Origin of the sequence: Chthonobacter rhizosphaerae, assembly GCF_013839525.1 — a bacterium.
Taxonomy (GTDB): Bacteria; Pseudomonadota; Alphaproteobacteria; order Rhizobiales; family Pleomorphomonadaceae; genus Chthonobacter; species Chthonobacter rhizosphaerae.
The window spans coordinates 60,383-85,142 of sequence record NZ_JACDIS010000009.1; the positions used below are offsets into that span (position 1 = coordinate 60,383).

At 70.5% G+C, this 24,760-nt stretch carries 21 protein-coding genes; 9 read left to right on the top strand and 12 right to left on the bottom strand.

Translation table 11 applies throughout. The annotated features are described in order from the left end of the window. Positions 1 to 33: 33 nt before the first annotated feature. The 3 genes from HND91_RS22475 to HND91_RS16305 all read right to left on the bottom strand — a co-directional run bounded on the left by HND91_RS22475 (position 34) and on the right by HND91_RS16305 (position 3,983). The gene (locus HND91_RS22475; protein WP_210272753.1) at positions 34 to 675 is read right to left on the bottom strand and encodes a response regulator transcription factor; all 642 of its coding nucleotides are present in this window, start codon (positions 673 to 675) and stop codon (positions 34 to 36) included. Positions 676 to 860: 185 nt separating this feature from the next. Continuing rightward, positions 861 to 2,924, bottom strand: a complete 2,064-nt coding sequence (locus HND91_RS16300) for a TRAP transporter permease (RefSeq protein ID WP_181707663.1) — start codon at positions 2,922 to 2,924, stop codon at positions 861 to 863. Between the two features lie 75 nt (positions 2,925 to 2,999). Further along, the gene (locus HND91_RS16305) at positions 3,000 to 3,983 is read right to left on the bottom strand and encodes a TAXI family TRAP transporter solute-binding subunit (protein ID WP_181707664.1); all 984 of its coding nucleotides are present in this window, start codon (positions 3,981 to 3,983) and stop codon (positions 3,000 to 3,002) included. A gap of 124 nt (positions 3,984 to 4,107) precedes the next feature. Between HND91_RS16305 and dgcN the strand changes: the two genes are divergently transcribed. The 4 genes from dgcN to HND91_RS16325 all read left to right on the top strand — a co-directional run bounded on the left by dgcN (position 4,108) and on the right by HND91_RS16325 (position 7,217). Continuing rightward, a complete protein-coding gene (dgcN, locus tag HND91_RS16310) occupies positions 4,108 to 5,115 on the top strand; it encodes an N-acetyltransferase DgcN (protein WP_181707665.1) in 1,008 nt (335 codons plus the stop codon). Positions 5,116 to 5,209: 94 nt separating this feature from the next. After that, entirely contained in the window at positions 5,210 to 5,419 is a 210-nt protein-coding gene (locus HND91_RS16315; RefSeq protein WP_181707666.1) for a hypothetical protein, read from the top strand. Between the two features lie 374 nt (positions 5,420 to 5,793). Continuing rightward, on the top strand, positions 5,794 to 6,873 hold the full coding sequence (locus HND91_RS16320; protein WP_181707667.1) for a GNAT family N-acetyltransferase: 1,080 nt from the start codon (positions 5,794 to 5,796) through the stop codon (positions 6,871 to 6,873). A gap of 131 nt (positions 6,874 to 7,004) precedes the next feature. Next, on the top strand, positions 7,005 to 7,217 hold the full coding sequence (locus tag HND91_RS16325; RefSeq protein WP_181707668.1) for a YMGG-like glycine zipper-containing protein: 213 nt from the start codon (positions 7,005 to 7,007) through the stop codon (positions 7,215 to 7,217). An 82-nt stretch (positions 7,218 to 7,299) separates the two neighbouring features. Here the strand turns inward: HND91_RS16325 and HND91_RS16330 are convergent, their stop codons facing one another. After that, positions 7,300 to 8,670 (bottom strand): hypothetical protein, encoded by a 1,371-nt coding sequence (locus tag HND91_RS16330; protein ID WP_181707759.1) that lies wholly within the window; start codon positions 8,668 to 8,670, stop codon positions 7,300 to 7,302. Between the two features lie 287 nt (positions 8,671 to 8,957). On the opposite strand from HND91_RS16330, the gene HND91_RS16335 reads away from it, so the two are divergent. After that, the gene (locus tag HND91_RS16335) at positions 8,958 to 9,173 is read left to right on the top strand and encodes a hypothetical protein (protein ID WP_181707669.1); all 216 of its coding nucleotides are present in this window, start codon (positions 8,958 to 8,960) and stop codon (positions 9,171 to 9,173) included. Positions 9,174 to 9,230: 57 nt separating this feature from the next. Here HND91_RS16335 and HND91_RS16340 read toward each other — a convergent pair whose 3' ends face one another. Together HND91_RS16340 and HND91_RS16345 are read right to left on the bottom strand one after the other, a co-directional pair. After that, positions 9,231 to 11,219 carry a BCCT family transporter gene (locus HND91_RS16340; protein ID WP_181707670.1) on the bottom strand — a complete coding sequence of 663 codons (1,989 nt, stop codon included), beginning with the start codon at positions 11,217 to 11,219 and terminating at the stop codon, positions 9,231 to 9,233. A 65-nt stretch (positions 11,220 to 11,284) separates the two neighbouring features. Next, positions 11,285 to 12,355 (bottom strand): FUSC family protein, encoded by a 1,071-nt coding sequence (locus tag HND91_RS16345; protein WP_181707671.1) that lies wholly within the window; start codon positions 12,353 to 12,355, stop codon positions 11,285 to 11,287. A 166-nt stretch (positions 12,356 to 12,521) separates the two neighbouring features. Between HND91_RS16345 and HND91_RS16350 the strand changes: the two genes are divergently transcribed. The 3 genes from HND91_RS16350 (at position 12,522) to HND91_RS16360 (ending at position 15,531) form a co-directional block, all read left to right on the top strand. Beyond that, entirely contained in the window at positions 12,522 to 13,817 is a 1,296-nt protein-coding gene (locus HND91_RS16350) for a cation:proton antiporter (protein WP_181707672.1), read from the top strand. A gap of 49 nt (positions 13,818 to 13,866) precedes the next feature. Continuing rightward, on the top strand, positions 13,867 to 14,880 hold the full coding sequence (locus tag HND91_RS16355; protein ID WP_181707673.1) for a ribonuclease Z: 1,014 nt from the start codon (positions 13,867 to 13,869) through the stop codon (positions 14,878 to 14,880). A gap of 144 nt (positions 14,881 to 15,024) precedes the next feature. Beyond that, positions 15,025 to 15,531: a hypothetical protein gene (locus HND91_RS16360; protein WP_181707674.1), complete on the top strand. Its 507-nt coding sequence runs from the start codon at positions 15,025 to 15,027 to the stop codon at positions 15,529 to 15,531. A 333-nt stretch (positions 15,532 to 15,864) separates the two neighbouring features. Here HND91_RS16360 and HND91_RS16365 read toward each other — a convergent pair whose 3' ends face one another. After that, on the bottom strand, positions 15,865 to 17,469 hold the full coding sequence (locus HND91_RS16365) for an FAD-dependent oxidoreductase (protein WP_181707675.1): 1,605 nt from the start codon (positions 17,467 to 17,469) through the stop codon (positions 15,865 to 15,867). Between the two features lie 652 nt (positions 17,470 to 18,121). Here HND91_RS16365 and HND91_RS16370 point away from each other — a divergent pair. After that, the gene (locus HND91_RS16370; RefSeq protein ID WP_343057365.1) at positions 18,122 to 19,120 is read left to right on the top strand and encodes a transporter; all 999 of its coding nucleotides are present in this window, start codon (positions 18,122 to 18,124) and stop codon (positions 19,118 to 19,120) included. 7 nt (positions 19,121 to 19,127) lie between these two features. On the opposite strand, the gene HND91_RS16375 is transcribed toward HND91_RS16370, so the two are convergent. The 5 genes from HND91_RS16375 to HND91_RS16395 all read right to left on the bottom strand — a co-directional run bounded on the left by HND91_RS16375 (position 19,128) and on the right by HND91_RS16395 (position 24,532). Further along, complete coding sequence (locus tag HND91_RS16375) at positions 19,128 to 19,808, bottom strand: hypothetical protein (RefSeq protein ID WP_181707677.1); 681 nt, start codon at positions 19,806 to 19,808, stop codon at positions 19,128 to 19,130. Positions 19,809 to 20,048: 240 nt separating this feature from the next. After that, positions 20,049 to 21,020, bottom strand: coding sequence for an NAD(P)-dependent oxidoreductase (locus HND91_RS16380; protein WP_181707678.1), 972 nt, complete (start codon positions 21,018 to 21,020; stop codon positions 20,049 to 20,051). 247 nt (positions 21,021 to 21,267) lie between these two features. Then, positions 21,268 to 22,170 (bottom strand): succinate--CoA ligase subunit alpha, encoded by a 903-nt coding sequence (gene sucD, locus HND91_RS16385; RefSeq protein ID WP_181707679.1) that lies wholly within the window; start codon positions 22,168 to 22,170, stop codon positions 21,268 to 21,270. 11 nt (positions 22,171 to 22,181) lie between these two features. Then, complete coding sequence (locus HND91_RS16390) at positions 22,182 to 23,363, bottom strand: malate--CoA ligase subunit beta (protein ID WP_181707680.1); 1,182 nt, start codon at positions 23,361 to 23,363, stop codon at positions 22,182 to 22,184. A gap of 209 nt (positions 23,364 to 23,572) precedes the next feature. After that, on the bottom strand, positions 23,573 to 24,532 hold the full coding sequence (locus tag HND91_RS16395; protein ID WP_181707681.1) for an HpcH/HpaI aldolase/citrate lyase family protein: 960 nt from the start codon (positions 24,530 to 24,532) through the stop codon (positions 23,573 to 23,575). Positions 24,533 to 24,760 lie beyond the last annotated feature (228 nt).

Genomic DNA, 24,760 nt, shown 5'->3' on the forward strand with positions numbered 1-24,760 from the left:
ACAGGGTGGGCGGCGGACCGGCCGCGACCGGCGTCAGCTGGGGGCGACGGCCGCGGCGGGTCTGGTCCTGGCTGCGAAGAGAGCCGCCTGGGTGCGGTTCTGCATGCCGAGTTTCTTCAGGATCGAGCGCACGTGCACGCGCGTGGTGCTGTCGCTGATGTCGAGCCTGCGGGCGATGGTCTTGTTGCTGGCGCCCTGGGCGATGAGGTCGAGGACCGTCTGCTCGCGCTCGGTCAGGCGGTTCAGGTCGTCAGGGCGCTCGGGCGCTTCGGGGCCGGAGGCCATCACCGAGGCCAGGATGTCCGACGGCAGGAGAACCAGGCCCTGGCGCACGATCCGTGCCGTGAGGGCGATCTCGTCGGCGGTGCAGTCGCTGGGCAGGATGGCGCCGACGAGCCCGACCAGCGATCGCAGGGGCGCCACGTCCTGGTTGCCGCGCAGCAGCAGGACGACGCGGCCGAGCTGGTCGGTTCCGGCGCCGTCGAGCGCCTCCGCGATCGCCGACGGCCGGATCGCCTCGACGATGTATACGGTTTCATCGTCAGGCTCGGCCGCCGCGACGTCATCGAGGCAGGACGTCGAGGCGACCCGCTCGAAGTATGGGGCGACGGATTCCCGGATCACGGACACCAGAATGGAGCTGTCGCTGACGATGCACGCTTTAGTCTCGGCCATCGAACTCATCCCGAGGACTGTTGCGTGCAATATGCATCTATTTTTATCTTTTGAGTTGCGAACCTGTTGTTAAGATTAAAGCGCAACGGAGAATTGCGGTGGCGTCCGGCTCGACCGCCTCTCCTTACGATATCCGGAGCTTGACGATCGCATGCAATGGACCTGGCGCGGTCGCCACCGCGGCGTCAGCCCGCGGCGAGCGCGTCGGCGCTTCGCCAGGCGGTCCACTGCCGGATCGCCACGGGTGCGATAAGGGCCGCGCCGACCAGGGTGGAGTAGAGCTCGGGCGCGACCAGGAGAAGCGACGCGAGCCCGAGGAGCACGCGCTCCCAGGTGGCCGTCCGGACCAGGAGCCAGCCGGAGATGGCGGCGCCGAGGCAGGCGATCCCGAGCATGCAGCCGACGAAGGCGAGCACGAAGGCCGTCCAGGTGAACCCCGTCGTGACCAGGAGGAGCGACGGGGAGAACACGAACACGAACGGCACCAGGACCTTGCCGAGACTGAGCCGGAAGGCCGTGTTGCCGGCCTTGAAGGGGTCGGCGGCCGCCATGCCGGCCGCCGCGTAGGCGGCGAGCGCCACGGGCGGCGTGATGTCGGCGAGGACGCCGTAGTAGAAGACGAAGAAGTGGGCCACGATCGGCTCCACGCCGAGGAGGCCCAGGGTCGGGGCCGCGATGGTCGCCATGATGATGTAGTTGGCGGTCGTCGGGATGCCGCAGCCCATCAGGATGCAGACGACGCCGGTCATCATCAGGGTGAAGAGGAGCGTCAGCGTCTGCGGCGCGAACAGGGCCGCCGGGAGGATCTGGCCGAGGGCGGCGGACAGGTCGGCGGCCGTGGACGTGACGATGAAGGAGATCTTGAAGCCGACGCCGGTCAGCGTGACGACGCCGACCACGATGCCCACCGTGGCGGCCGCGGCGCCGACGGCGAGCGCGTATTTCGCGCCGTCGCGCAGGCCCGCGAACACCTCGCCGATCGACATGCGCCGGCGCGGGTTGAGAAGGCCGACCGCGATGCAGAGGGTGATGCCCCAGAAGGCCGCCAGGTAGGGCGTGTAGCCGGCGAGGAGGATGCCGACGAGCACCACGAGCGGGATGACGGTCGGCCAGTCGCGCCGGAACGCGTCCTTCAGGTCCGGCATCTCGTCCGGGCGCAGGCCCCGGAGCCCGTTGCGCTTGGCTTCGAAGTGCACCTGCACGAGCACCCCGAAGAAGTGCATGAAGGCCGGCACGATCGCGGCCAGGATGATGGTCGTGTAGGGCAGGCCGAGGAATTCGATCATCAGGAAGGCGGCCGCGCCCATGATCGGCGGCGTGATCTGCCCGCCGGTGGACGACGACGCCTCCACGGCGGCGGCGAACTCGCGCTTGTAGCCGAGCTTGATCATGGCCGGGATGGTGAGCGACCCCACCGTCACCGTGTTGGCGACGGACGATCCGGAGATCATGCCGAACAGCGCCGATCCGAAGATGGAGACCTTGGCGGGCCCGCCGGCGTAGCGCCCGGCGACCCAGGCGGCGCAGTCCAGGAAGAGCTGGCCGAGGCCGATCCGGGTGGCGAACACGCCGAACAGCACGAAGTGGAACACGTAGGTGGAGACCACGCCGAGCGCGATGCCGTAGATGCCCTGGGTCGTCAGGTAGAGGTGGTCGACGAGCTGGGCGACCGTCGCGCCCGGATGGACCAGGATGCCCGGCATGGACGGGCCGAAGATGGCGTAGCTCATGAAGATGAGCGCGATGATCGGCAGCGGCCAGCCGACGGAGCGCCGGGTCGCCTCCAGGAGGAGGAGGATCAGCACGCCGCCGAGGACCACGTCGGCGGTGGTCGGGTTGCCGACCCGGAAGGCGAGGGCGTCGAGCGGGATCAGCGGCACGTGGAGCACGGCCACCACGGCGGCGGCGGCGAGCGCCCAGTCGTAGAGCGGGATGCCGGTCGGGCGGAACCAGGAACCGGGACGCGCCTCGAACCCGCGCCGCGTCGCCGGGAAGACCAGGAAGACGAGCCCAAGCACCAGCGACAGGTGGATGCCGCGATGGACCATCTCGGACAGGAGCCCGAAGCCGGCGGTGTAGTAGTGGAAGATTGACAGGGCCACCAGGATGCCGCCGACCAGCCAGTTCGCCCGCGGTGAGAGCGGCCGGAACCGGATCTCGGAATCGAATCTCTCCTCCAGCTCGCGCGCCTTCGCCTCGTCGAGTTCGAGGGGCGGAAGCGTGGTGTCCGGATTGGTGGGTGACGTCATGGTCTGGGTCCGGTCGGCAAGGGAGATCCTGGGAAGGTCCGCGGCCGGCGGCCGCGGACCCGAGGCGTCGGCGGCTTACTTCAGCACGCCCTTCTCGCGGTAGAAGCGCTCGGCGCCCGGATGAAGCGGGATGCCGAGGCTGGTGGTGGCCGTGTCCAGCGTGATCAGCTTGCCCTTGGCGTGGCCGGCGTCGAGGGCGGCCCGGGAGGCGTCGTTCCACAGCACGCTGACGATGTTGTAGACGAGATCCTCCGGCAGCTTGGCGCTGGTGACCCACTGGGCGGCGACCGCGATGGTCGGCGTCTCGCCGACGCCCGCATAGGTCTCGGCCGGGACGGTGTCCTTGCTGAAGAAGGTGTACTCGCCGATCAGCTTGTCGATCTCCGGCCCGGTGATGGGGACGAGCTCGATGCCGCTGGAGGTGGCGAGTTCGGAGATGGCGCCGGTCGGATAGCCGCCCACGAAGAAATAGGCGTCGAGGGCGCCGTCGCGCAGACGGTCGCCGGCCGGGCCGGGCTTCAGGTATTCGGCCTCCACGTCGTCTTCCGACAGGCCGAACGCGCCGAGCACCAGACGGGCGTCCACCAGGGTGCCCGACCCGGGCTCGTCGAGCGACACCCGCTTGCCCTTGAGGTCCGCGACCGACTTGATGCCGGATCCCTTGGCGGCCACCAGGTGGATCGTCTCGGGATAGAGCGTCGCGATCAAGCGAAGATCCTCCACCTTGCCCTGGTCGGCGAACAGGCCGGTGCCGGTGTAGGCCCAGTAGGCCACGTCCGACTGGCTGAACCCGGATTCCAGCGAACCGCCCTTGACCGCGTTGATGTTCGCGACCGAGCCGTTGGACGCGACGGCGGTGGCGACCAGGCCCTCCACGCCCTTGCCCTCGGCGCCGGAGATCGCGTTCGCGATGAGGCCGCCGATCGGGTAGTAGGTGCCGGCCGTGCCGCCGGTGCCGATGCGGAAGAACTGCGGGCTCTGGGCCATCGCCACGCCCGCGGTTGCGGCGACCGCGCCGACGACGGCGACGGCTGCTATCTTTTTCAGGACCGTGAACATCGGGACTCCTCTCCTGTACAAAGGAAGGAAGCTAGCATGTATGACGCATAAGTCACCGCCCTTCCTGTACCGATCCGCGTTTTCGGTGGTAACGGTCGAAACCCAGCCGTAAAGGTCGCCGTCGATGGAACTGAAGCAGCCCTATTTCCTCTTCCTCGGAGACGTGCAGGACCAGCTCGCCGCCAAGGTGGCGCATGGCCTGGTGGAATGGCGCCGCGACTGGTGCGTCGGGCAGCTGCGGCTGCCGGGGTGCCAGGCGGACACCGGCATGCCCGACCTGACGATCCGGGAGGCGGCCGACCGCGGCGCCCGGACCTTCGTGGTCGCCGTCGCCAACGCGGGCGGGTTCATCGCGCCGTCCTGGGTGCCGACCATCCTGGAGGCCATCGAGGCCGGGTTCGACGTGGCGTCGGGGCTGCACACGCGGCTGTCGTCGGTTCCCGAGATCGCCGCGCGGGCGGCCGAGCGGGGCGTCGCGCTCCACGACGTGCGCCACGCGGAGCGCACCTTCGGGACGGGCAAGGGAACGATCCGGTCCGGTCGCCGCCTGCTGACGGTCGGGACGGACTGCTCGGTCGGCAAGAAGTACACCGCGCTCGCCCTGGAGCAGGAGATGCGCCGCCGGGGCATGGACGCGGACTTCCGGGCGACCGGCCAGACCGGCGTGCTGATCTCCGGCAGGGGCGTCGCGATCGACGCCGTGGTGGCGGACTTCATCTCGGGCGCCGTGGAATGGCTCTCCCCGGCCGCCGACGAGGACCACTGGGATCTGGTCGAGGGGCAGGGCTCGCTGTTCCACCCGTCGTTCTCCGGCGTGTCGCTGGGCCTCCTCCACGGCGCGCAGCCGGACGCCTTCGTGGTCTGCCACGAGCCCACCCGGCGGACCATGCGCGGCGTGCAGACGCCGGTCCCGTCCATCGCGGACGTGGTGGACATGACATTGCGGCTCGGCCGGCTGGTGAACCCGGCGATCCGCTGCTGCGGGATCGCGGTGAACACGGAAAAGCTCGACGACGCCGCGGCCAGGGCCTACCTCCGCCGGACGGCCCAGGAGCACGCCCTGCCGGCCACCGACCCGATCCGGTTCGGCGTGGGTCCGATCGTCGACCGGCTGGCCGACCTGTCGATCTGACGGCGCGGGCTGGGGAGCGCGCGACGGGGGCCGCGCGCGGAACCTCGGCCGGGCGGACCTGTTCGTCAGGGGTGGCACGAGCAGGAGAGAGCTGATGAGCCCGAACCGGAAGGAAGTCGCCGACCAGGTGACGGACGAGGACAAGGCGTTGATCGAGAGCGACCCCGAGGCGGACCTCGCCCGCGGCCGCGCGCGCCCCGAGACGCCGCCGACGGAACGCGCGCAGCACAAGGGCGACATCGTCCACGAGGAACTCGACCCGATGGAGCCCTCGCCGGGGCACAAGCCGCGCAGCCCGATCTGACGTCGGCCGGCGCCCCGCCTGTCGGGGCGCCTCGGCCTTCGGCCTGATCCGGTCGGGGGGGCGTGGCGCTCGCCGGCGGCGCGGCGGCCGTCTGATTAACGAAGACTAAATGTGCAATCGGTGTCTGCTGACACATACAGTTTAGAAAATGTATTGTCGGCGCCTCTGCAAAGGGGCGCACACGCATGCTGGGCATCGATAGTCCGTCCGCCGTTGCCGATGCCGCGTCGGCGCCGGGGAGTCCCTTCCCCGACGGGCTGCGGGCCAGCGACGCGGACAGTTTCTCGGCACGGGCCGTTCGGGACTTGGACGACCCGGCGCTGCTGTCCTTCCTTGGCTGCGCCCCCCGATCGGCGCCGACTCCCTTCCAGGACATGGATTTCCTGGCCGACGTGTTCGCCACCCTGGGCCGGGAGGCGAACGCGGAGCCGCTGGTGGTTGTCGTCGCCGACCGGACCGGCGAGCCGGTGCTGGCGCTGCCCTTCGCCCTCCGCCGGCGAGGGCCGTTCCGGGTGGTGGAGGGCATCGACTTCGACGTCTGCGACTACTGGATGCCGCTGCGGTCCGCCCGCGCCCACTGGACCGACGCGGAGATGACCTCCGTCTGGGCCGCCGTCCGGGCGGCGCTGCCGCCGGCGGATGCGATCACGCTGAAGAAGGTGCCCCTGTCGGTCCACGGCACGCCGCATCCGTTCGCCGCCTGGTCCAGGCTGAAGCCGATGGGCGCCATCGCGACGCGGGTGCCGCTCGTCGGCGAGGACGGCGCGCCGGTGGCGCTCTCGTCCCTGTCGGTGGTGAAGGAGACGCGGCAGAAGCTGCGCAAGATCGAGAAGTCCGGCCTGACCGTGGTGGAACTGGCCGCCGACCCGGCGACCGTCCGGAGCCGGCTCGACGACATGTTCCGGCAGCGCCGGGAGCGGTTCAGCCGCAAGGGGCGGCCGGATCTCCTGTCCCGCGAGACCGCCGAGACCTTCTACCGGACGCGCGCCGAGAAGGGCCTCGTCGACGGCTCCGTCCGGGTCTTTTCGCTTCGGGTCGGGGACGAAAGCCTCGCGGTCGTCTACGGGCTCAGCCACGGCGGCGTGTTCACCATCCTGATCCCCACCATGACCTCCGACGAGCGCTGGCGGACGGCCTCGCCGGGCCTCGTGCTGTTCGTGAAGACGATGGAATGGGCCCAGGCGAACGGGCACCACCTGTTCGACCTCAGCGTGGGGGCGCTCGCCTACAAGGCCCGCTTCGGCGGGATCGAGACCGACCTCGCCGAGCTGCAGCAGGCCCTCACCCTGAAGGGCGAAGCGCTCGTGCTCGCCGAGGCCGGCAGGCGCGGGCTCCGGCGCTTCGGCCGCAGCCACCCGGCGGCCGACCAGTGGATGCGCGACCCGACCGGGATGCTGGACGCCGCCTGGCGCCGCCGGGTCGGCGGAGCCTCGGGCTCGACGCCGAGGACGTGACGGGCGGGCGGATCGGCGCGTATGCAGACCGCGGCGGTGCGATCCGTGTGGAGCCGATACCTCGTCGGGAACAGTTGGCGGCTCAGCCGGTTGCGGGCTTGTCTGACGGTTCTTGCAAGGGATGGTTCGTCATGAAGCACCTCATTACGTTCGCCGCCGTGGTCTCGCTCGGTCTCGGGCTCGCGGGCTGCGGGAACACGCAGGGTCAGCGCACGGCGACCGGCGCTCTGATCGGCGGCACCGGCGGCGCGGTCGTCGGCAATGCGGTCGGCGGCACGGGCGGGGCGATCGTCGGCGGCGTCGCCGGCGGAACCGCCGGCGCGGTGGTCGGCAACAGGATGTGACCGGACGGGCGGGGCCGGCCCTTCGGCCAACCCCGCCCGGTCCCACTTCTCCTGCATCAGGCTTTCGGGCCGATAAGCCCGGTCACGGCGTGGCCGGGGCGAGCGGCGTCTCGGTCGCGACCGCCGCGTCGTCGGCGTCCGCCACCAGCGTGGACGTATCCGCGTCCGTTGATGCCGTATCGTCCGTGACGTCGTCGGCCGGCGCATCGACCACGTCCGTCGGATCGTCCGTCACGGCGCCGTCCGTGACGTCGTCGACATCGTCGGCCGGCGCGTCGACCACGTCCGTCGGATCGTCCGTCACGGTGCCGTCCTCGACGGGCGCCGGGGCCGGGGCGGCGGCCTGGTCGCGGAGCGTGTCCATGTAGCCGCTCTCGTCGATCAGGCGATCGACTTCCGCCTGGACGAGTCCGTCCTCGGTGATCTCCCCCGGCTTGTTCGCGGCGGCCTTCAGGGCGTCGAGTGCGCCGGCGGCGGCGGTTTCCACGGCGAGACCCGCCGTGGCGGCGTCCGCCGCGGCGAGCGCCTGGGCGTCCGCGGCGGTGGCGAGCGCGGCCGCTTCCGGGCTGGCGAGGGCGGCCCCGATGGCGTCTCGGCGGGCGGCCTCCTCGGTGGTCGGGGCGGTCAGCGACGACAGGGCCGCGTACTCCGCCTCCAGCGCGTCGAGCGAGACGCCGGCCACGTCCGGATGGGCGGTGCCGAAGGCCGCGGTCGCGTCGGTCACGGCGAGATCGGCAGCCGCCAGAGCCGCCCCGGTGGCGGCGGCATCGGTGACGGCCTGTTCGGCTGCGAGGCGGGCCGCCGCATAGGCGGCGATGCGGCCGACGCGCGAGTTCGGGTCGGCGTTGACATAGGCGTTCAGGTTGGCATGGGCCGCGTTGAGGGCGCCGAGGCGGGCCGCGAGCGGCTTGGCCTTGGGGCCGGACGGCTTGGCCGGCGGGGTCGGCACGGTGGCCGGCGAAAGGGCGACGGTCTCGGTGCGGGCCTTCTTCGTTTCGGCCTTGGTCACCTTGGTGGCGCGCTTGGCGCGAGTCTCCGCGGTCTCGCGCTTCTTCGCCTTGGCGGTCTCGGCCTTGCGGGACTTGGTGGTCTCCGGTTCGGGAGAGCGGAAATAGTCCGCCAGGGAGCGGATCTCGCGGCCGCTCTCGCGGCGGGAGCCCTTGGCGTCGCCCTTCCGACCGGCGGAGCCGGCGTCCGCCGACGAGCCGCGGCCACCGCCGCCGGCGCTCCCGCCGCCGCCGTTGCCTTTGCCGCCGCCATTACCGTTGCCGCCGCCGTTCCCGCCGCCATTGCCGCCACCGTTCCCGCCGCCATTGCCGCCGCCGTCCTTGGCGTAGGCCGACGGGCCGCCGATGCCGGCGACGTCCGGCATGGGAATCGTGGTGAGAACGAGCGCCAGGGCGGCGCCGAGAGAGAGGGAGCGGGCGAAGGCGCGAATGGCAGTCCGGGTCATGACGAGGTCTCCAGGGGAGCGTGGCCTTCTGTCATACAATTGACCCGAGGAGCCGTGGTGGACGACCGCGCAATGCCGTTCACGAACCGTCAACGACACCGGTCGAGTTCGACCGGTCGCCCGGGGAAAGGCGCCACCGCCCGACCCGCCGGGCTGGCGACCTCGGGCGGGATCGGGCGGAGTGGGCGCTGAAATCGGCCATTTCGCCGGGCCGGTTTGATCGACATCAATGTCACGATATGCGTCATGCACGACTGTCCGGGCCGGGGGCTGTGGAGGATCGGGTCATGGATGTGCGTGCGGAGCAGCTTGTTCAGGCGATCGAATCGGTCGGAGGGACGATCACGGCGGTCGGCCCGGCCCACTATGTGATCGAGCCGCCGAACGCCCCGGGCGAGCGGGAGAAGATGGAGCGGGTGCTGGTCCAGATCGGCAACCGCGAGCCGTTCCGCGGCGATCTTCTCCGCTACCTGATCGGCACGGGGCGCATGATCGGCCTGTGAAGCGCCCCACCCCTCCGACTCCCGGTCCGATCGGGATGCGGGCGGCGGCGGCGGAGGTCAGACCCTCGCCGGATCCGGCGAGATGGCGAAGAGGGCGGTACCCTCCGACGTCACCAGGTGCTGGTAGACCTCGAACTGGCCGAGCACGTCGGCCACCAGTTCGTCGCCGGTGAAGCCCATCACGTCATAGCCTCGACTGCCGTCGTTGAACCGCGTCTGGGCCAGCCACATCGACGACGACGTGGACCGTCCGCGCCCGGTGTCGGCGGCGCTGAAGGCCGGCAGCGGACGGGACGCGGGCACGACCGCATAGATGAAGCTGCGCACCGTCTCGCTCGGAACGACGAGGGCGAACCCGCCGTCGTCATGGGGCTCGGTACCGGCCGCGATGCCGCGCTCGCGCAGGGCGGCCGCCACCTTGGTGAGGTTGGGCTCGACCACGGACCGGATGAAGGTGTCCACGTCGGAGCGGGCGGGCTCCTCCAGGATGCGCTCCAGACGCCGGGTCCACGGGATCTGGGCGACCGGATGGGCGACGAGCGGTCGCGCGCCGCCGCCGGAGCGGGCCGCGTCGGCGGCCATGCCGCGCAGGAGCCCGACCGTGAGGGCGATCATGATGAAGGTGAAGGGCAGGGCGCTGATCAGCGTCATCGTCTGGAGCGCGCCGAGCCCGCCGGACAGGAGGAGGAGCGCGGCGGTCACGCCCTCCAGCGAGCACCAGTAGACCCGCTGCCAGACCGGCGTGTCCTCGGCTCCGCCGGCGGCGATCTTGTCGATCACCAGGGATCCGCTGTCCGACGAGGTGACGAAGAAGACCGCCACCAGGATGATGGCGAGCGTGGACGTGACCGCGCTGAAGGGCAGGAGGTCCAGGAACCGGAACAGCGCCACCGGCACGTCCTCGGCTACCGCCGACGAGATGGCGCCGGCCGCGGAGCCCATGTCCAGGCTGATGGCGCTGTTTCCGAACACGGTCATCCACAGGAAGGTGAAGGCGGCCGGCACCAGGAGGACTCCGACGACGAACTCGCGCACGGTCCGCCCGTAGGAGATGCGGGCGATGAACATGCCGACGAAGGGCGACCAGGAGATCCACCAGGCCCAGTAGAAGAGCGTCCAGCCGCCGATCCAGTCGGTGGGCCGGTAGGCGTAGAGGTTGAACGACACCCGCATGAAGGCGTCGAGGTAGGCGCCGATGTTCTGGGCGAAGGCCTGGAGCAGGAAGGCCGTCGGCCCGACGGCGAGCACGAACAGCATCAGGACGACGGCGGTGACGAGGTTGAGCTCGGAAAGTCGGCGGATGCCCGCGTCGAGGCCGGTGAGGACCGACACGGTGGCGGCCGCCGTGACCACGACGATGAGGAGGACCTGCACGGAGGCAGTGTTCGGGATGCCGGTCAGATAGCTGAGGCCCGCGTTGATCTGGAGCACGCCGAAGCCGAGCGAGGTGGCGATGCCGAAGAGCGTGCCGCACACCGCGAAGATGTCCACCGCGTTGCCGACCGGCCCGTGAATGCGCTCCTTCAGAAGCGGATAGAGGCCGGACGAGATCGTCAGCGGCAGGTTGTAGCGGAAGCCGAAATAGGCGAGCGACAGGCCGACGATGCCGTAGATGCCCCAGGCGTGGACGCCCCAGTGGAAGAAGGTGATGACCATCGCCTCGCGGGCGGCCTCGACGGTGCCGCCCTCGCCGACCGGCGGCGACGAATAGTGGAGGACGGGCTCCGCCACCGCGAAGAACATGATGCCGATGCCCATGCCGGCGGCGAACAGCATGGCGATCCAGGACAGGTAGGAGAATTCCGGTTCGCTGTCGTCCGGGCCCAGCTTGAAGGTGCCGTAGCGGCTCGCCCCCACGTAGACGACGGTGAACAGGAAGCCGGCCACGGCCAGGATGTAGAACCAGCCGAAGCCGTGGAAGATGCCGGACTGGATGGCCGTGAACACCCGGTTGCTGCCCTCCGGCATCAGGATGCCGACGAGCACCAGCGCGACGATGATGGCGCTCGCGCCGATGAAGACGGGTGGGTTCATCCTGGTGGTCATGGGGGCCTCCCGCGGACGGCCGGTTCGGCTCGTCGTCCGCTTCCGGCCCGGATCCTTGCTAACAGCTACTGTGCTGGAACGTTCCTGGGGTGAACGGCCGCCTCGTCGCCGGCCGGCGTCACGAGCGCCTCCACGTGGCGGGCGACCTCCTCCAGCGCGAAGGCGAGCGTCATCACGTGGACCATGTCCTCCTGGTCGAGGCCGGTGAAGGCCGGCTTCCCTCTGAGTGACGCCAGCGCGTCGTTGACGGCCGAGACCTCGCCCGAAAGGTCGGTCGGCTTCGGCGGGCGGCCGTGCTCCGTGTCCGAGGCAATGCGCCTGATCGCCTCGGCGGAGGACCGGCCGGCGGCGGCGATGCGGCCGGCGAGGTCGGCGCCCACGGCGGCGGGAATGCGCTGGGCGCTCAGCCGGTCGAGGACCGCGAGGGTGTACCAGAGCCGCTCGGCGGCGGCGTCGGTCGGCACCGGCCCCGAGCGCCGGCCGCGCAGCCGGCGCTCGCGCCGCGCGGCCGGGTTGGTTCGGCGCGCCCTCTCGAGCGCGGCCTCGATCGACTGGTGCACGGCGAGAAGGTCCCGGCGCTCGCCATGAAGGGTCGCGGCAAGCGAGCGGTCCAGGAGTTCGGCCGAACCGCGGAGGACCTCCGCCACCGCCCGCCGGGCCTCGCCGACGGCGCTCCTCGGGAAGACGACGACCGACGCGAACGCGCCCGCCGCCGCCCCGGCGACGATGCCGGCCGACTGCTCGATCGCGCTTTCCAGGACGTCGAAGCCGGGAGCGACGACCAGCATGGCGGTGGGGACGAGGCCGTAGGACGTGGACGGCGCGTAGCCCGACACCAGGGCCATCACGCCGATGCCGATCGCGAGCGACACGACCGTGTGCCAGCCGCCGGTCCCGACCGTGTGAGTCACCGCAAGCGCCACCAGGACGCCGATCATGGTTCCGAGCAGCCGGTCGAGCGCAATCCCCAGGGTGCCGCCCACGTTTCCGCTGATGACGAACACGGCCGAGAAGACCGCCCAGGATTCGGAGTCCTTGCCGATCGCGCTGCCGAGCGCATAGGCGAGCGTCGCGCCGACGGCGGTCTGGACGGCGAGCCGGACGGGCTCGTGTCTGTACGGGAAGACATGGGGCATCGTGAACCGCCTCGCCAGAACGCCAGGGGATGCGCGGCCCGGACCGCGCCGAAGGTCAACGCGACCGGGAGGGCATTGCTCCCGCGAGCGGCTGGCGCCACGGACGAGACGCGCAGGACGACCTTCGGCGAGAGGAACGCAATCGGCGGCGGCACGTTCGCGGCTCATGGATTCCTATATCGTCGTCCTCACCGGTTTCGGTGTCATCGTCCTCCTGACAGCCTGGCTTCCGATGGTGCTGAGGGAGTTGCCTCTGTCGCTGCCGATCTGCTGCATCGCGCTCGGCGCGGCGGTGTTCTCGCTGCCCGCGCTGCCCGGCATCGCCCCCGACCCGCTGGATCATCTGGCGCTGACCGAACGGCTGACCGAGTTCGTGGTCATCGTCGCCCTGATGGGCGCGGGCCTGAAGCTCGACCGGCCGCTCGCCTGGTCGAGCTCGGCGCTGACCTGGCGGCTCCTGGTGATCGCCATGCCGCTCACCATCGCGGCCATCGCGGTGCTCGGGGTTGGCATGCTCGGGCTCGGGACGGCGGCCGCGATCCTCCTCGGCGCCGCGCTCGCGCCGACGGATCCGGTGCTCGCCAGCGACGTGCAGGTCGGCGCGCCGGGCGAGGGCAAGGAGGACGAGGTCCGCTACGCGCTGACGAGCGAGGCGGGGCTCAACGACGGGCTGGCCTTCCCGTTCGTGCACCTCGCCATCGCGCTCGTGGCGCTCAAGGACGGCTGGTTCGTCGACTGGGTGTCCTACTCGGTGATCTGGAAGCTGGCGGCGGGCGTCGCCATCGGCTGGGTGGTGGGGCGTGTGCTCGGCTGGGTCACGTTCCGGCTGCCGAACCGGGCGCGCCTGTCCCGCACGGGCGACGGCTTCGTGGCGCTCGGCATCACGGCCATTGCCTATGGCCTCACCGAGATGGCGAGCGGCTACGGCTTCCTGGCGGTGTTCGTGGCCGCCATCAGCTTCCGTTCGGTGGAGCGGAACCACGACTACCACGACCGCCTGCACGACTTCATCGAGCAGCTGGAGCGGCTGCTCATGATGGCGCTCCTGGTGATCTTCGGCGGAGCGCTGGCGGCCGGCAACCTTCTCTCCGAGATCAGCTGGCCGGTGATCGGCTTCGCCGTGCTGGTGCTGTTCGTGGTGCGGCCCGTGATCGGCTGGATCAGCCTGATCGGCAGCCCCCAGTCCGCCGGCGAGAAGGGGATCATCAGCTTCTTCGGCATTCGCGGGCTGGGTACGGCCTACTATCTCGCCTACGCGTGCAATCACGAGAATTTCGGGCAGACCGAGCTGCTCTGGACAGCCGCGTCGGTGATCGTGCTCTTCTCCATCGTGCTCCACGGCGTGACGGTGACGCCGGTGATGCGGCGGCTCGACCACCACCTGGCGACGAAGCCCGAGCCGGACGGGCCGGACGCGCCGGAGCCCGCGCTCCTCCACGACGACGGGGCGCGACCGGCGTGACCGGCGGGCGCGCGTCCGGGCCGGCCGGCTCCGGATCGGGGAGGGCGTGATGGTGGGGCTCGTGGAGGCGCGTCTGACGAACCCGGCGTTCGGCGATCCGGGCTTGGTGCTGGACGTGCGCTTCGGCCGGCAGGCGGTTCTGTTCGACATCGGCGACATCCGCGCGCTGCCGACGCGGATCCTGCTGCGGGTCGACACGGTGTGCGTGTCGCACCGGCACATGGACCATTTCTCCGGGCTCGACGACCTGCTGCGCCTCCGGCTGAACCGGCCGGGCGTCCTGCGGATGTTCGGCCCGGCGGGGTTCGTCGACGGGGTCGCGGCCCGGCTCGGCGCCTACACGTGGAATCTCCTCGGCCCTCGCAGCGCCGACTTCCGCATCCTGGCGAGCTCGATCGACGACACCGGCGAGACGGAACGGGCGCTGTTCGCCGCCCGGGAGGGCTTCCGGCGGCGGGATCGTCCGGCGGACCTCCCGCCCGGCCTGCTGATGGACGGGCCGGACATGCGGATCGAGACCACCGTGCTCGACCACGGCACGCCGGTGCTGGCCTTCGCGCTCCAGGAGAGCCGGTCGGTGCACGTGATGCCGGAGCGACTGGCCGACCTTGGCCTCGCAGTGGGGCCGTGGCTCGGCGCTGCCAAGCGCCTGGTCCGCGGGGAGGCAGCCGACGACACGCCGGTGGACGTGGGCGGCGGGACGATACCGCTGGGGCTGCTGCGCGACAGGGCGTTCCGGATCGATCGGGGCCAGCGCATCGCCTACGTGACGGACGTCGCGTTCACGGACGAGAACGCCCGGCGCATCCGGGCGATCGCCGCGGGGGCGGACCAGCTCTTCATCGAGGCGGTGTTCCTGGACGAGGACCGCGCGTTGGCGGTCGCCCGAAAGCACCTGACGGCCGGCGACGCCGGGCGGCTCGCGGCCGAGGCGGGCGTCCGCCGGGTGACGCCGTTCCACTTCTCGCCGCGCTACGAGACGCGCGAGCAGGACCTGATCGACGAGGTTCAGGCGACATTCGCGGCCGGGACGGCTGCGATGGTGGCGCTCGTGGCAGGATGAGGCGCCGGCCGGCTTCGCGACCGGGCGGAGGCCCGGTCCAGAGCGCTGCTCACGCCGACCCGGGCGCGCGGACCGGCGGAAAGGCGCGGACGGGCGCGGGGCGTCCGTCCGTCGTGGCGGAAGCGGTGGTCAGCGGCGGCGGCCGTGGCGCACGCGCTTGTAGAGCCAGCCGAGAATGAGGGTCTTCACGATCCGTCCGAACATGAGGTCTTCCTTCGCATCGGGATGAAGCGCCAGAGAGGGCCGGCGCTTCGGCTGTCCGGTCAACCGGATCGCGAGGCGTTCGTTCCGCCGCCCGCGAGCCGGTCAGGCGGCGTGTTCGGGATGGCGGATCCGCACCACGCGCCGGCGGGTGCCGACCCGGCGCGCGTGACGGCCTTTCGCCAGGCTGCGCCGGCCCGCATGGGCGACGCGGCGGCGCCGGGCGATCAGCCGCTCGACGGATCGGTCGTCGAGCCGGGCCTGCCGGTGCGCCTGGGCCATGGCGAGGTAGCCGGCGATCCCGGCGCCTATGACGACCGCCAACCCGACGACCATCGTGACAACGAGGATACTCATTCGTTCCTCACAGAACTCGTCGGACGACAAGCCCGCGAACTCGCGCTGCACTGCAGCAGACGCTGGGCGGTTTGTTTCATCACGCAAAGGTGAACACCGCCGGTGTCTGTCGAATGCGCTTCGTCGCCGTCCTCCAACACAGTCAACCAAGCTGGAAGCATAGACCCCGATTAATTGACATCTTCACAATACCGCGAAAATGCAAGCAAGCGAGGGTCGCCCGCGCCAGTTCTTGTAATTCGTTAACGCGAGATGTGGTCTTGGGATCCCTCGGAGGCAAGGATCAGACCAAAGGCGGAGGCCGCGTCAGCGCTAGAGCGTTTTCCGACCTGACTGAATCGTCAGGTCGACAAGAAATCGCTCCAGATTCAAAAAGCCGGAGCATTCTCTCGGCGATCAAGTCGTGCAACTTCATCGGAGAATGCTCTAGGCGACGGCCGGGCGGTCGTCGGGAAGGAACCCGTCGGCTCGATGGGTCTCGGCGAGCCGGGCGCCGAGCCGCAGCGCCAGCATTACGATGGTCATGGTGGGCGGGCCGACAAGCCCGGTCGGGAAGACCGAGCTGCCGGTGACGTGGAGGTTGCCGATGCCGTGCACCCGCCCGTCCGGATCGACGACGCCCCGGGCGGGGTCCGGGTGCATGCGCGTGGTGCCCATGTGGTGGGACGTGGACAGGATCTCGCGCTCCTCGGGCGGCGTTTCGATCACCACCCGGCCGAGCCCGCGGCTCTGCAGCTCGTCCCGCATCAGGTCGAGCGCGCGGGCGAGGCTGCGGCGCTCCAGGTCGCCCACCGACCAGCGGACGGCGGCCTTCGGCATGCCGACCAGGTCCCGCGCGGTGGAGAGGGTGACGCGGTTGTCCGGGTCGGGCTCGGGCTCGACCACCGTCTCCAGCACGAAATGCTTGATCATGCGGCGGACGCTCGCCTTGCGCAGCCCGTAGGCGAAGGCGTTGGGCAGCACGGAGCCGGCGGTGCGCAGGGGGTCGGCCACGATGGCGGCGCGCGCCTTCGCGGTGGCGGCCCCGTGGCCGAGCGCGTCGCGTAGGCGGATCGCCCGCAGGGTGTCCTCGCCCACGAACACGGCGCGAAAGCCGATCTGGCATGGCAGCAGTCGCTCGCGCGCGGCCAGTTCGTCGGCGACGGTGAGGGACAGGCCGAACGGCACGTGGGTGCGGAAGTAGGAGCTGTCGTAGAGCCGGCTGAAGCGGGACGGGTCTTTCAGGGTGAGCAGGCCGGCCCGCACGCGCGGATGGTCCATGAAGTACCGGCCGACCAGATCCCGCCCATTGCCGATGCCGCGCTCGCCGTGGCCCTTGGAGGCGAGGAGCAGGCGCGCGTTCTCGATGCCGCCGGCGGCGAGGACGAAGTGCCTCGCGCGGCAGCGGGCCGTCCCGCCCTGGAGCGTGCGGATCGCGACGCTGTCGATGAGAGCCGGGTTCGGCGCCGGGACGATCTCCACCACGTTGGCGTGAAGGATCACGCGCAGCCGGTCGGCCCGGCGCATGGCGTCGCGGTAGATGGTGCCGAGCCGCGTGGGCGGGCTGATGAGGCTGAGCGTCGTGCGGAACTTGTCCGCCGACAGCGGGAGCACGTCCGCCCCGTCCGGCGCCCGTTCCAGGGCATTCGCGAGGTCGAGGTCCGGGTCCACCTCCAGGATGGCGGCCGCGCGGCGCGCATGAGCGATCAGGTCCTCGTGGGCGACGGGCCAGCCGCTGGCGCGCACCCAGTCGCGGGAGGCCATGTCCGTGCGGCTGATCGGCTGGCACCAGCCGGTCCAGCAGTTGGAACTGCCGCCGAGATAACGGGACCGGGACTTGGAATAGTCGTCGACGGTGCCCTCGACCCGGCAGTCGTAGAGCGCGTCCGAAGATGCGGAGCGACGGACGCCGCCGCCCTCCAGGACCACCACCGACAGGCCGCGCCCGGCGAGGTCGAGCCCAAGCGTGATCCCGGCGACGCCGGCGCCCACCACGCAGACATCCGCGATCACCGTCTCACCGGGGCTGAGCGACCGCGCGTCCTCGATCATGTCAGAGGCATGTCCCGTGGGAACTCAGGTCTGCGCCAACCTGAAAGGCGATTCGTCCCGTGCCATTCTCGTCTGCTCCCACCGTGCCCGGACCACCTCGTCGGGAGATCCTCGCCCGGACCGCATCGCCCATGGCCCGGCGACGTGGGGCTTTCGGCCGTTCACGGCCGATCCGGACCGTTTCGTCCGATTCTCTCCACGATAGCGCATGCGGACCGGGTGGGCAGTGGAAAACACGGGGTGGAAACCGGCCCGCCTCCGTCGATACGCCCGAGGCGGATGGCCGCGCCGAGGCCGGGCCACCCGGCCGTGCGGTGCGCGGCGGTCCCGGGGAGGACAGGGGGGACCGCCGCGCGCCGGCGGACGGGAAAGAGCCGTCCGCAGACCGACGGAGCTTCGCGGCCTCTCGGGGAGGAAAGGGGCAACGGCTCGACGCGTGCCTCCAACTGCGGCACGCCGCTCCCTGTTCCGGTCGAACGGAGCGATCCACAGGACCTTTTTCGCGCGCCGCCGGCGGTGTCGAAGCGCCTCACCGCCGAGCGGTGGCGCGCGGTTGCGAAGCTGTAGGACTTTGCGTGTACCGTCGAGGGCGCCGAGCGGGCCCATGGGGCCGGCCCGGCCTGGAACGCCTTGTCGGAAGGCCGGAGCCACCGTGTCGATCGCCGCCACCCTGAACGAAATCCCCGGCCTCGTCTGGGGCTACCGGTTCGATCCGGCGACCGGCCGCGCGACGGTCCTGCCGGCGGACGCCGGCCGCGACGTCGTCGGCCGCGACGACGGCATCCTGTGGCTGCATCTGGCGCTCAGCGATGCCCGCATCCCCGGCTTCCTCGCCGGCATCGCCGACCTGCCCGAAGCGGCCCGCCAGACCCTGACCGAGCGCGACACGCACGTGAAGCTGACCGTCACCGACGGGGTGGTGCACGGCGTTCTGACGGATCTGGAGCGGGAGTTCGACTACGAGACGCGGGACATCGGCTGGTTCCGGTTCGCCTTCTCGGACCGGCTGATCATCACCGCCCGGCTGCATCCCCTGCGCTGCATCGAGACGGCCCGGCACGCGGTGGAGAACGGCCGGGCGCACAGCCATCCGGTCCACATCTTCGAATCGATCGTGCTGGAGTTCCAGAAGACGCTCGTCCGGCTGGTGGTCGAGATGACGGACGAGCTCGACACCATCGAGGACCACGTGTTCGACGACGTGCCGCGCGACGAGCGGCGCCGGCTGGGGCCGGTGCGCCGGACCATCGTGCGGCTCCATCGGCAGTTGCGCGCGACGATCCAGCTGATGCGCCGGCTGGAGATCGAGGACCGGGAGGACGTGCCGCCGGGCATGGCAGAGACGGCGGAGCGGCTGGCGGACAAGCTCGGCGCGGTCTACTCGGACATGCAGGCGCTGCAGGACCGCGCCCGGCTGCTCCACGAGGAGATCGACAGCAAGATCTCGTCGGAGACCAACCGGCACCTCTACGTGCTCAGCGTCATGACGGCGCTTCTGCTGCCGCCCACCCTGGTGGTGGGCTTCTTCGGCATGAACACGTCGGACATGCCGTTCACCCTGGCGGTCGGCGGCACCTGGTACGCCTTTTCCGTCTGCGCGGCGAGCATCCTCGGCGCATGGTGGCTTCTGCGCCGGAACGGGATCTTCTGATCGGGCCTCACCGGGGCGCGATCGTCGCGCCCGGGGGCGGCTGCACCGTCGTCGCCGGCGCGGGCTGGGCGGGGGCGGGCGATACCGGCTGGACGGCGACGGGCGCGGTGGGCGAAGCGGCCGCCGTTGCGGGCGCGGCGGGCGCCTGGGCCGACACCGCGGGCGGCGCGATCCGCGCGGGCGCGGCGACGACGGCGGCCGGTTGGGACGAGGTTGCGGCGGGCGGCGCGACCGGGGCCGTCGTCGGCGCGAGCGTCGCGACCGGCGGGGTGGTTGTGCGCGGGGCCGGGCCGGGCAGGGCGCCGGAGGCGGGCGACGTGCAGGTGTAGTCGTGTTCGAACTGGGTGGTCAGGATCTCCCGCGAGGCGCCCACCAGGGTGCAGGCGCGGCCCCGGCTCGCCAGGAAGGCCTCCGCCACGGTGCGGTGGTGGACGACGTTCGGCGTCTCGTCCACGAGGCCTAGGGTCGCCTGGGACACGACGCCGGTGCGGACGGCGGACCGGATCGACGGCGCGGTCATGATCTTGCCGATGTCGGGGCGGTCGAACACGCGGAACTCGCCGCTCGGCACCACCATGGGTTCGGCCCGCACGTCCCCGTAGGTCATCACCACGTAGTCGACGCTGGCGCAGGCCGACACGCCGACGGCGAGCGCGAACCCGATCGAGACCCGTCCGATCCACCCCATTCCGAATGCCCCTCGCGCCATCGCGCTCTCCTCCGATCACCGGCCGTCCGCCGCGGACAAATCGCCGACGGCCCGGGTTGGATCCCGCAATCATGGCCAGGAGGAGACGGCGCAGAAAAAAGGGCTCTTCCGCGTGAACGGAAGAGCCCCCAAGGCGGGCCCGCATCCCCCATGACACGGACCGAGAGCGGGCCGGGTCGCCCCCGTCCCCCGACTGAAGCGACCCGGCCATCGACGTCCTCAGGCCACCCGGTCGGGCGGCGTGCGGCCGTCGAAGAAGGCTTCCAGATTGTTGAGGACCCGCCAGCCCATGGCCTCGCGGGTGGAGGCGGTGGCGCTGCCGAGGTGGGGCAGGAGCACGGCGTTCTCCACCGTGTAGAGGTCCTCGTCGATGTTCGGCTCGCCCTCGAACACGTCGAGGCCGGCGCCGGCGATGGTGCCGGCCTTGAGGGCGCGGACGAGCGCCTTGGCGTCCACCACCTCGCCGCGGGCGGTGTTGACCAGGATGGACGTCGGCTTCATGAGCGCCAGCCGCTCGTCGTTGATCAGGTGGTAGTTGTCCTTGCCGCCGGGCATGTGAAGCGACACCACGTCAGCCTCGCGGAGCACGTCCTCGATGCTGTCGCGCTTCTCCGCGCCCATCTCGGCGGCGAGTTCCGGCTTCACCGGGAACGGGTCGAAATAGATGACCTTCATGCCGAAGCCGAAGTGGGCGCGCTTGGCCGCCTCGCGGCCGATGCGGCCGAAGCCGAGCACGCCGAACACGCCGCCGGACACCTTGGTGCCGATCATGTGGGTGGGGCGCCACCCGGTCCACTTCTTCGCCCGCACCTCGCGCTCGCCCTCGCCGGCGCGGCGGGCGGCCATCAGCATCAAGGTGATGGCGAGGTCGGCGGTGCACTCGGAGAGCACCTCCGGCGTGTTCGAAACCTGGATGCCGGCCTTCTTGGCAGCGTCCGTGTCGATGTGGCTGTATCCCACGCCGTAGCTCGCCAGGATCTTGGCGCGCGGGTCCGTCACCTCGAGCACCGCCGCGTCCACCTTGTCGGAGACGGTCGGGCAGACCGCGTCGTAGTCCATCAGCGCCTGCCGCATGGCGGCGGCCGTCATGGGCACGTCGGCCTCGTTGAGCGTGACGTCGTAGAGCTCGCGCAGGCGGGCTTCGACGACCTCAGGCCAGCGGCGCGTGATGAGAACCTTCTTCTTCGACACGGGGGCGTTCCTCGGGGTTGGGGAGAGCGGCGCGTCGTTCGCGCGCCTGGGCTCTTTCGTATCATTATTGTCCACGATGGCGCACGTCACGCGCCGCCGTCCGTCATGGTCCGCGAAGGCGGACCATGACGCTCGAACGTCCAAGCAGCGAGAACCTCGGCGCTCTCCTGACGCTCCGGCGTCCGAGCCGGCACGGCATCGGCGGGTGGGGCGGCGGGTTCCGGGGTCCGCCGCCCCACCCGTCGGCTTACTCGGCGGCGACTTTCATGCCGGCGAGCATCTTCTGGACGGTGGAGCCGAACTCGGCCGGGGTCGGCACGATCGTCACGCCGCAGCCCTTGAGGATCTCCACCTTCTCGGCGGCGCTCTCGCCGAAGGCCGACACGATGGCGCCGGCGTGGCCCATCTTGCGGCCCTTCGGGGCGGAGAGGCCGGCGATGTAGGCGCAGACCGGCTTGGTCATGTGGTCGCGGGCGTAGGCGCCGGCTTCGGCTTCCTGCGGACCGCCGATCTCGCCGATCATGATCACCGCGTCGGTGTCCGGATCGTTCTCGAACAGCTCCAGGACGTCGCGGTGCGAGCAGCCGTTGATCGGGTCGCCGCCGATGCCGACGGAGGTGGAGACGCCGATGCCGAGCTCCTTCAGCTGCGAGGCGGCCTCGTAGCCGAGGGTGCCGGAGCGGCCGACGATGCCGATGCGGCCCGGCAGGTAGATGTGGCCCGGCATGATGCCGACCAGCGCCTCGCCCGGGGTGATGATGCCCGCGCAGTTGGGTCCGAGCAGCCGCATGCGGTTCTCGGCCTTGTAGCGCTTCATGTAGCGCTTCACGCGCATCATGTCCTGGGTCGGGATGCCGTCGGTGATGCAGACCGCGACCTTGATGCCGGCGTCGGCGGCTTCCATGATCGAGTCGGCCGCGAACGGAGGCGGCACGAACACGATGGAGACGTCGGCGCCGGTTGCGTCCACGGCTTCCTTGACGGTGTTGAACACCGGCTTGCCGTGGATTTCGGTGCCGCCCTTGCCGGGGGTCACGCCGCCGACGACCGGGGAGCCGTACCGGATCATGTCCTCGGCGTGGAAGGAGCCGATCTTTCCGGTGATGCCCTGGACGATGATCTTGGAGTTCTTGTTGACGAGAACGGACATGTCGGTGCTCCTCAGGCGGCCTTGGCGTTGCCGGTCTTGGCGGCGGCAACCGACAGACGGGCGGCTTCGGCCAGCGTGGTCGCGGAAATCACGTTGATCCCGCTCTCGTTGATGATCTTGCGGCCTTCCTCGACGTTGGTGCCGGCGAGGCGGACGACGAGCGGCAACTCCAGGCCGGAGATCTCGACGGCCTTCACGACGCCCTGGGCGACCCAGTCGCAGCGGTTGATGCCGGCGAAGATGTTGACGAGGATCGCCTTGACGTTCTTGTCCTGGGTGACCAGGCGGAAGGCCTTGGCCACGCGCTCGGGCGTCGCGCCGCCGCCGATGTCGAGGAAGTTCGCCGGGGCGCCGCCTTCCAGGAGGATCATGTCCATGGTCGCCATGGCGAGGCCGGCGCCGTTGACGATGCAGCCGACGTCGCCGTCGAGGCCCACGTAGGAGAGGCCGCGGTCGGCGGCTTGCGTCTCGCGCGGGTCCTCCTGCGACTTGTCGCGCAGCTCCGAGATGTCCGGGTGACGGAACATCGCGTTGTCGTCGAAGCTCATCTTGGCGTCGAGGGCGATCAGGTTGCCCTCGGCGGTGAAGACCAGCGGGTTGATCTCCAGCATGTTGCCGTCCTTGTCGCGGAAGGCACGGTAGGCGCCGAGGATCACCCGGGTGGCGTCCGCCACGGCCGAGCCGGGCAGGCCGAGCTTGAAGGCGAGCTCGCGGGCCTGGAAGGCCTGCATGCCGACCGCCGGCTCCACGGAGATCTTGATGATGGACTCCGGCTTGGTCTCGGCGACCTCCTCGATGTCCATGCCGCCCTCGGTCGAGCCGATGACGATGACGCGCTGCTCGGACCGGTCGAGCACGAAGCCGAGGTAGAGCTCCTTGGCGATGTTGACGCCGCCTTCCACGTAGAGGCGGTTCACCATCTTGCCCGACGGGCCGGACTGGTGGGTGACGAGCTTGCGGCCGAGCATCTTCTCGGCGGCTTCCTCCACCTCATGCTCCGACTTGCAGACCTTCACGCCGCCGGCCTTGCCGCGGCCGCCCGTGTGCACCTGGGCCTTCACCACCCACACCGAACCGCCGATCTCGCGCGCCCGGTAGGCCGCCTGCTCGGGGCTGTAGGCGAGGCCGCCCTTGGGGATCGGCACGCCGAACTTGGCGAGAATTTCCTTCGCCTGGTATTCATGGATATCCATGGGTCATGTCCTCTGGAACGATTGTGTTCGGTGGCCGTGGTGCCCGGGGCACCCCCCACCCCATCCCTCCCCCTCAAGGGGGGAGGGGGCGCTGCTTCGATGGCGGTGCGAACGGGTTCGGTATCGCTCGGCGTGTCCCCCGGCGAAACCCTCCCCCCTTGAGGGGGAGGGCAGGGTGGGGGGGAACCGCGCCCTGAACCGGCGATCGCTCACGCCGCCTTGGCGTTCGCCTTCGACTTCTCCTCGATCGCGTCCGCCACCATCACGATGTTCTGGGCCATGCGGGCGGAGGCGGCGTCGATGAGGCGGCCGTCGAGGGACGCGGCGCCCTTGCCCTGGGCGGCGGCCTCGTCGAGGGCGACAAGCACGCGTCGGGCGCGGTCGACTTCCGCCGGCGGGGGCGAGAAGACGTCGTTGGCGAGGGCGATCTGGCTCGGGTGGATGGCCCACTTGCCCTCGCAGCCGAGCACGGCGGCGCGCTTGGCGGCCTTCACATAGTCTTCCGGCGAGGAGAAGTCGCCGAACGGGCCGTCGATGGCGCGAAGGCCATAGGCGCGGCAGGCGGTGACCATGCGGTCGATGGCGGCGTGCCACTGGTCGCCCGGGTAGTCCGGGTTGAGGCCGCCGATGACGACGGTGCGCGACCGGCGCGAGGCGGAGAAGTCGGCGACGCCGAAGTGCAGGGCTTCCAGGTTGCGGGCGGCCGCGATCGCCTCCACGTTGGCCATGCCGAGGGTGGTCTCGATCAGGGCTTCCAGGCCGATCTCGTTCTGGATCGACTTGGCTTCGCGGATCTGCGCCACCATGGCCTCGACCATGTAGACGTCGCCCGGCACGCCGACCTTCGGGATCAGGATGGTGTCGAGATGCTGGCCGGCCTGCTCCACCACGTCCACGACGTCGCGGTACATCCAGTGGGTGTCGAGGCCGTTGATGCGCACCGACATGGTCTTGCCGCGCTCGCGCCACGGCATTTCCTTCAGCGCCTTGATGATGTTCTCGCGGGCGGTGACCTTGTCGTTCGGCGCGACGGCGTCTTCCAGGTCGAGGAAGATGAAGTCCACCTCGGAATTGAGGGCCTTCTCGAACATCTGCGGGTTGGAGCCCGGAACCGCCAGCTCGGAGCGCTGCACGCGCGTCTTGACCGGCTTGTACTGGGTGAAGCTCATGGGGTTTTCCTCCGGATGGCGCGGCGTTCGGGGCGCGCCGGGATTTTGGGTCGAGCGTCGGTGTTCACCCCCCACTCCAGCTCTCCCCCTCAAGGGGGGAGAGGGTCGGTCGGAGGGTGTTGCGGGCGTCAGCGTCTTTCACGTCTGCCGGTTCTGGTCCGGAACCGCCTCGGGGCCCTCTCCCCCCTCGAGGGGGAGAGTGGGAGAGGGGGGGTGAGCCACCGCCCC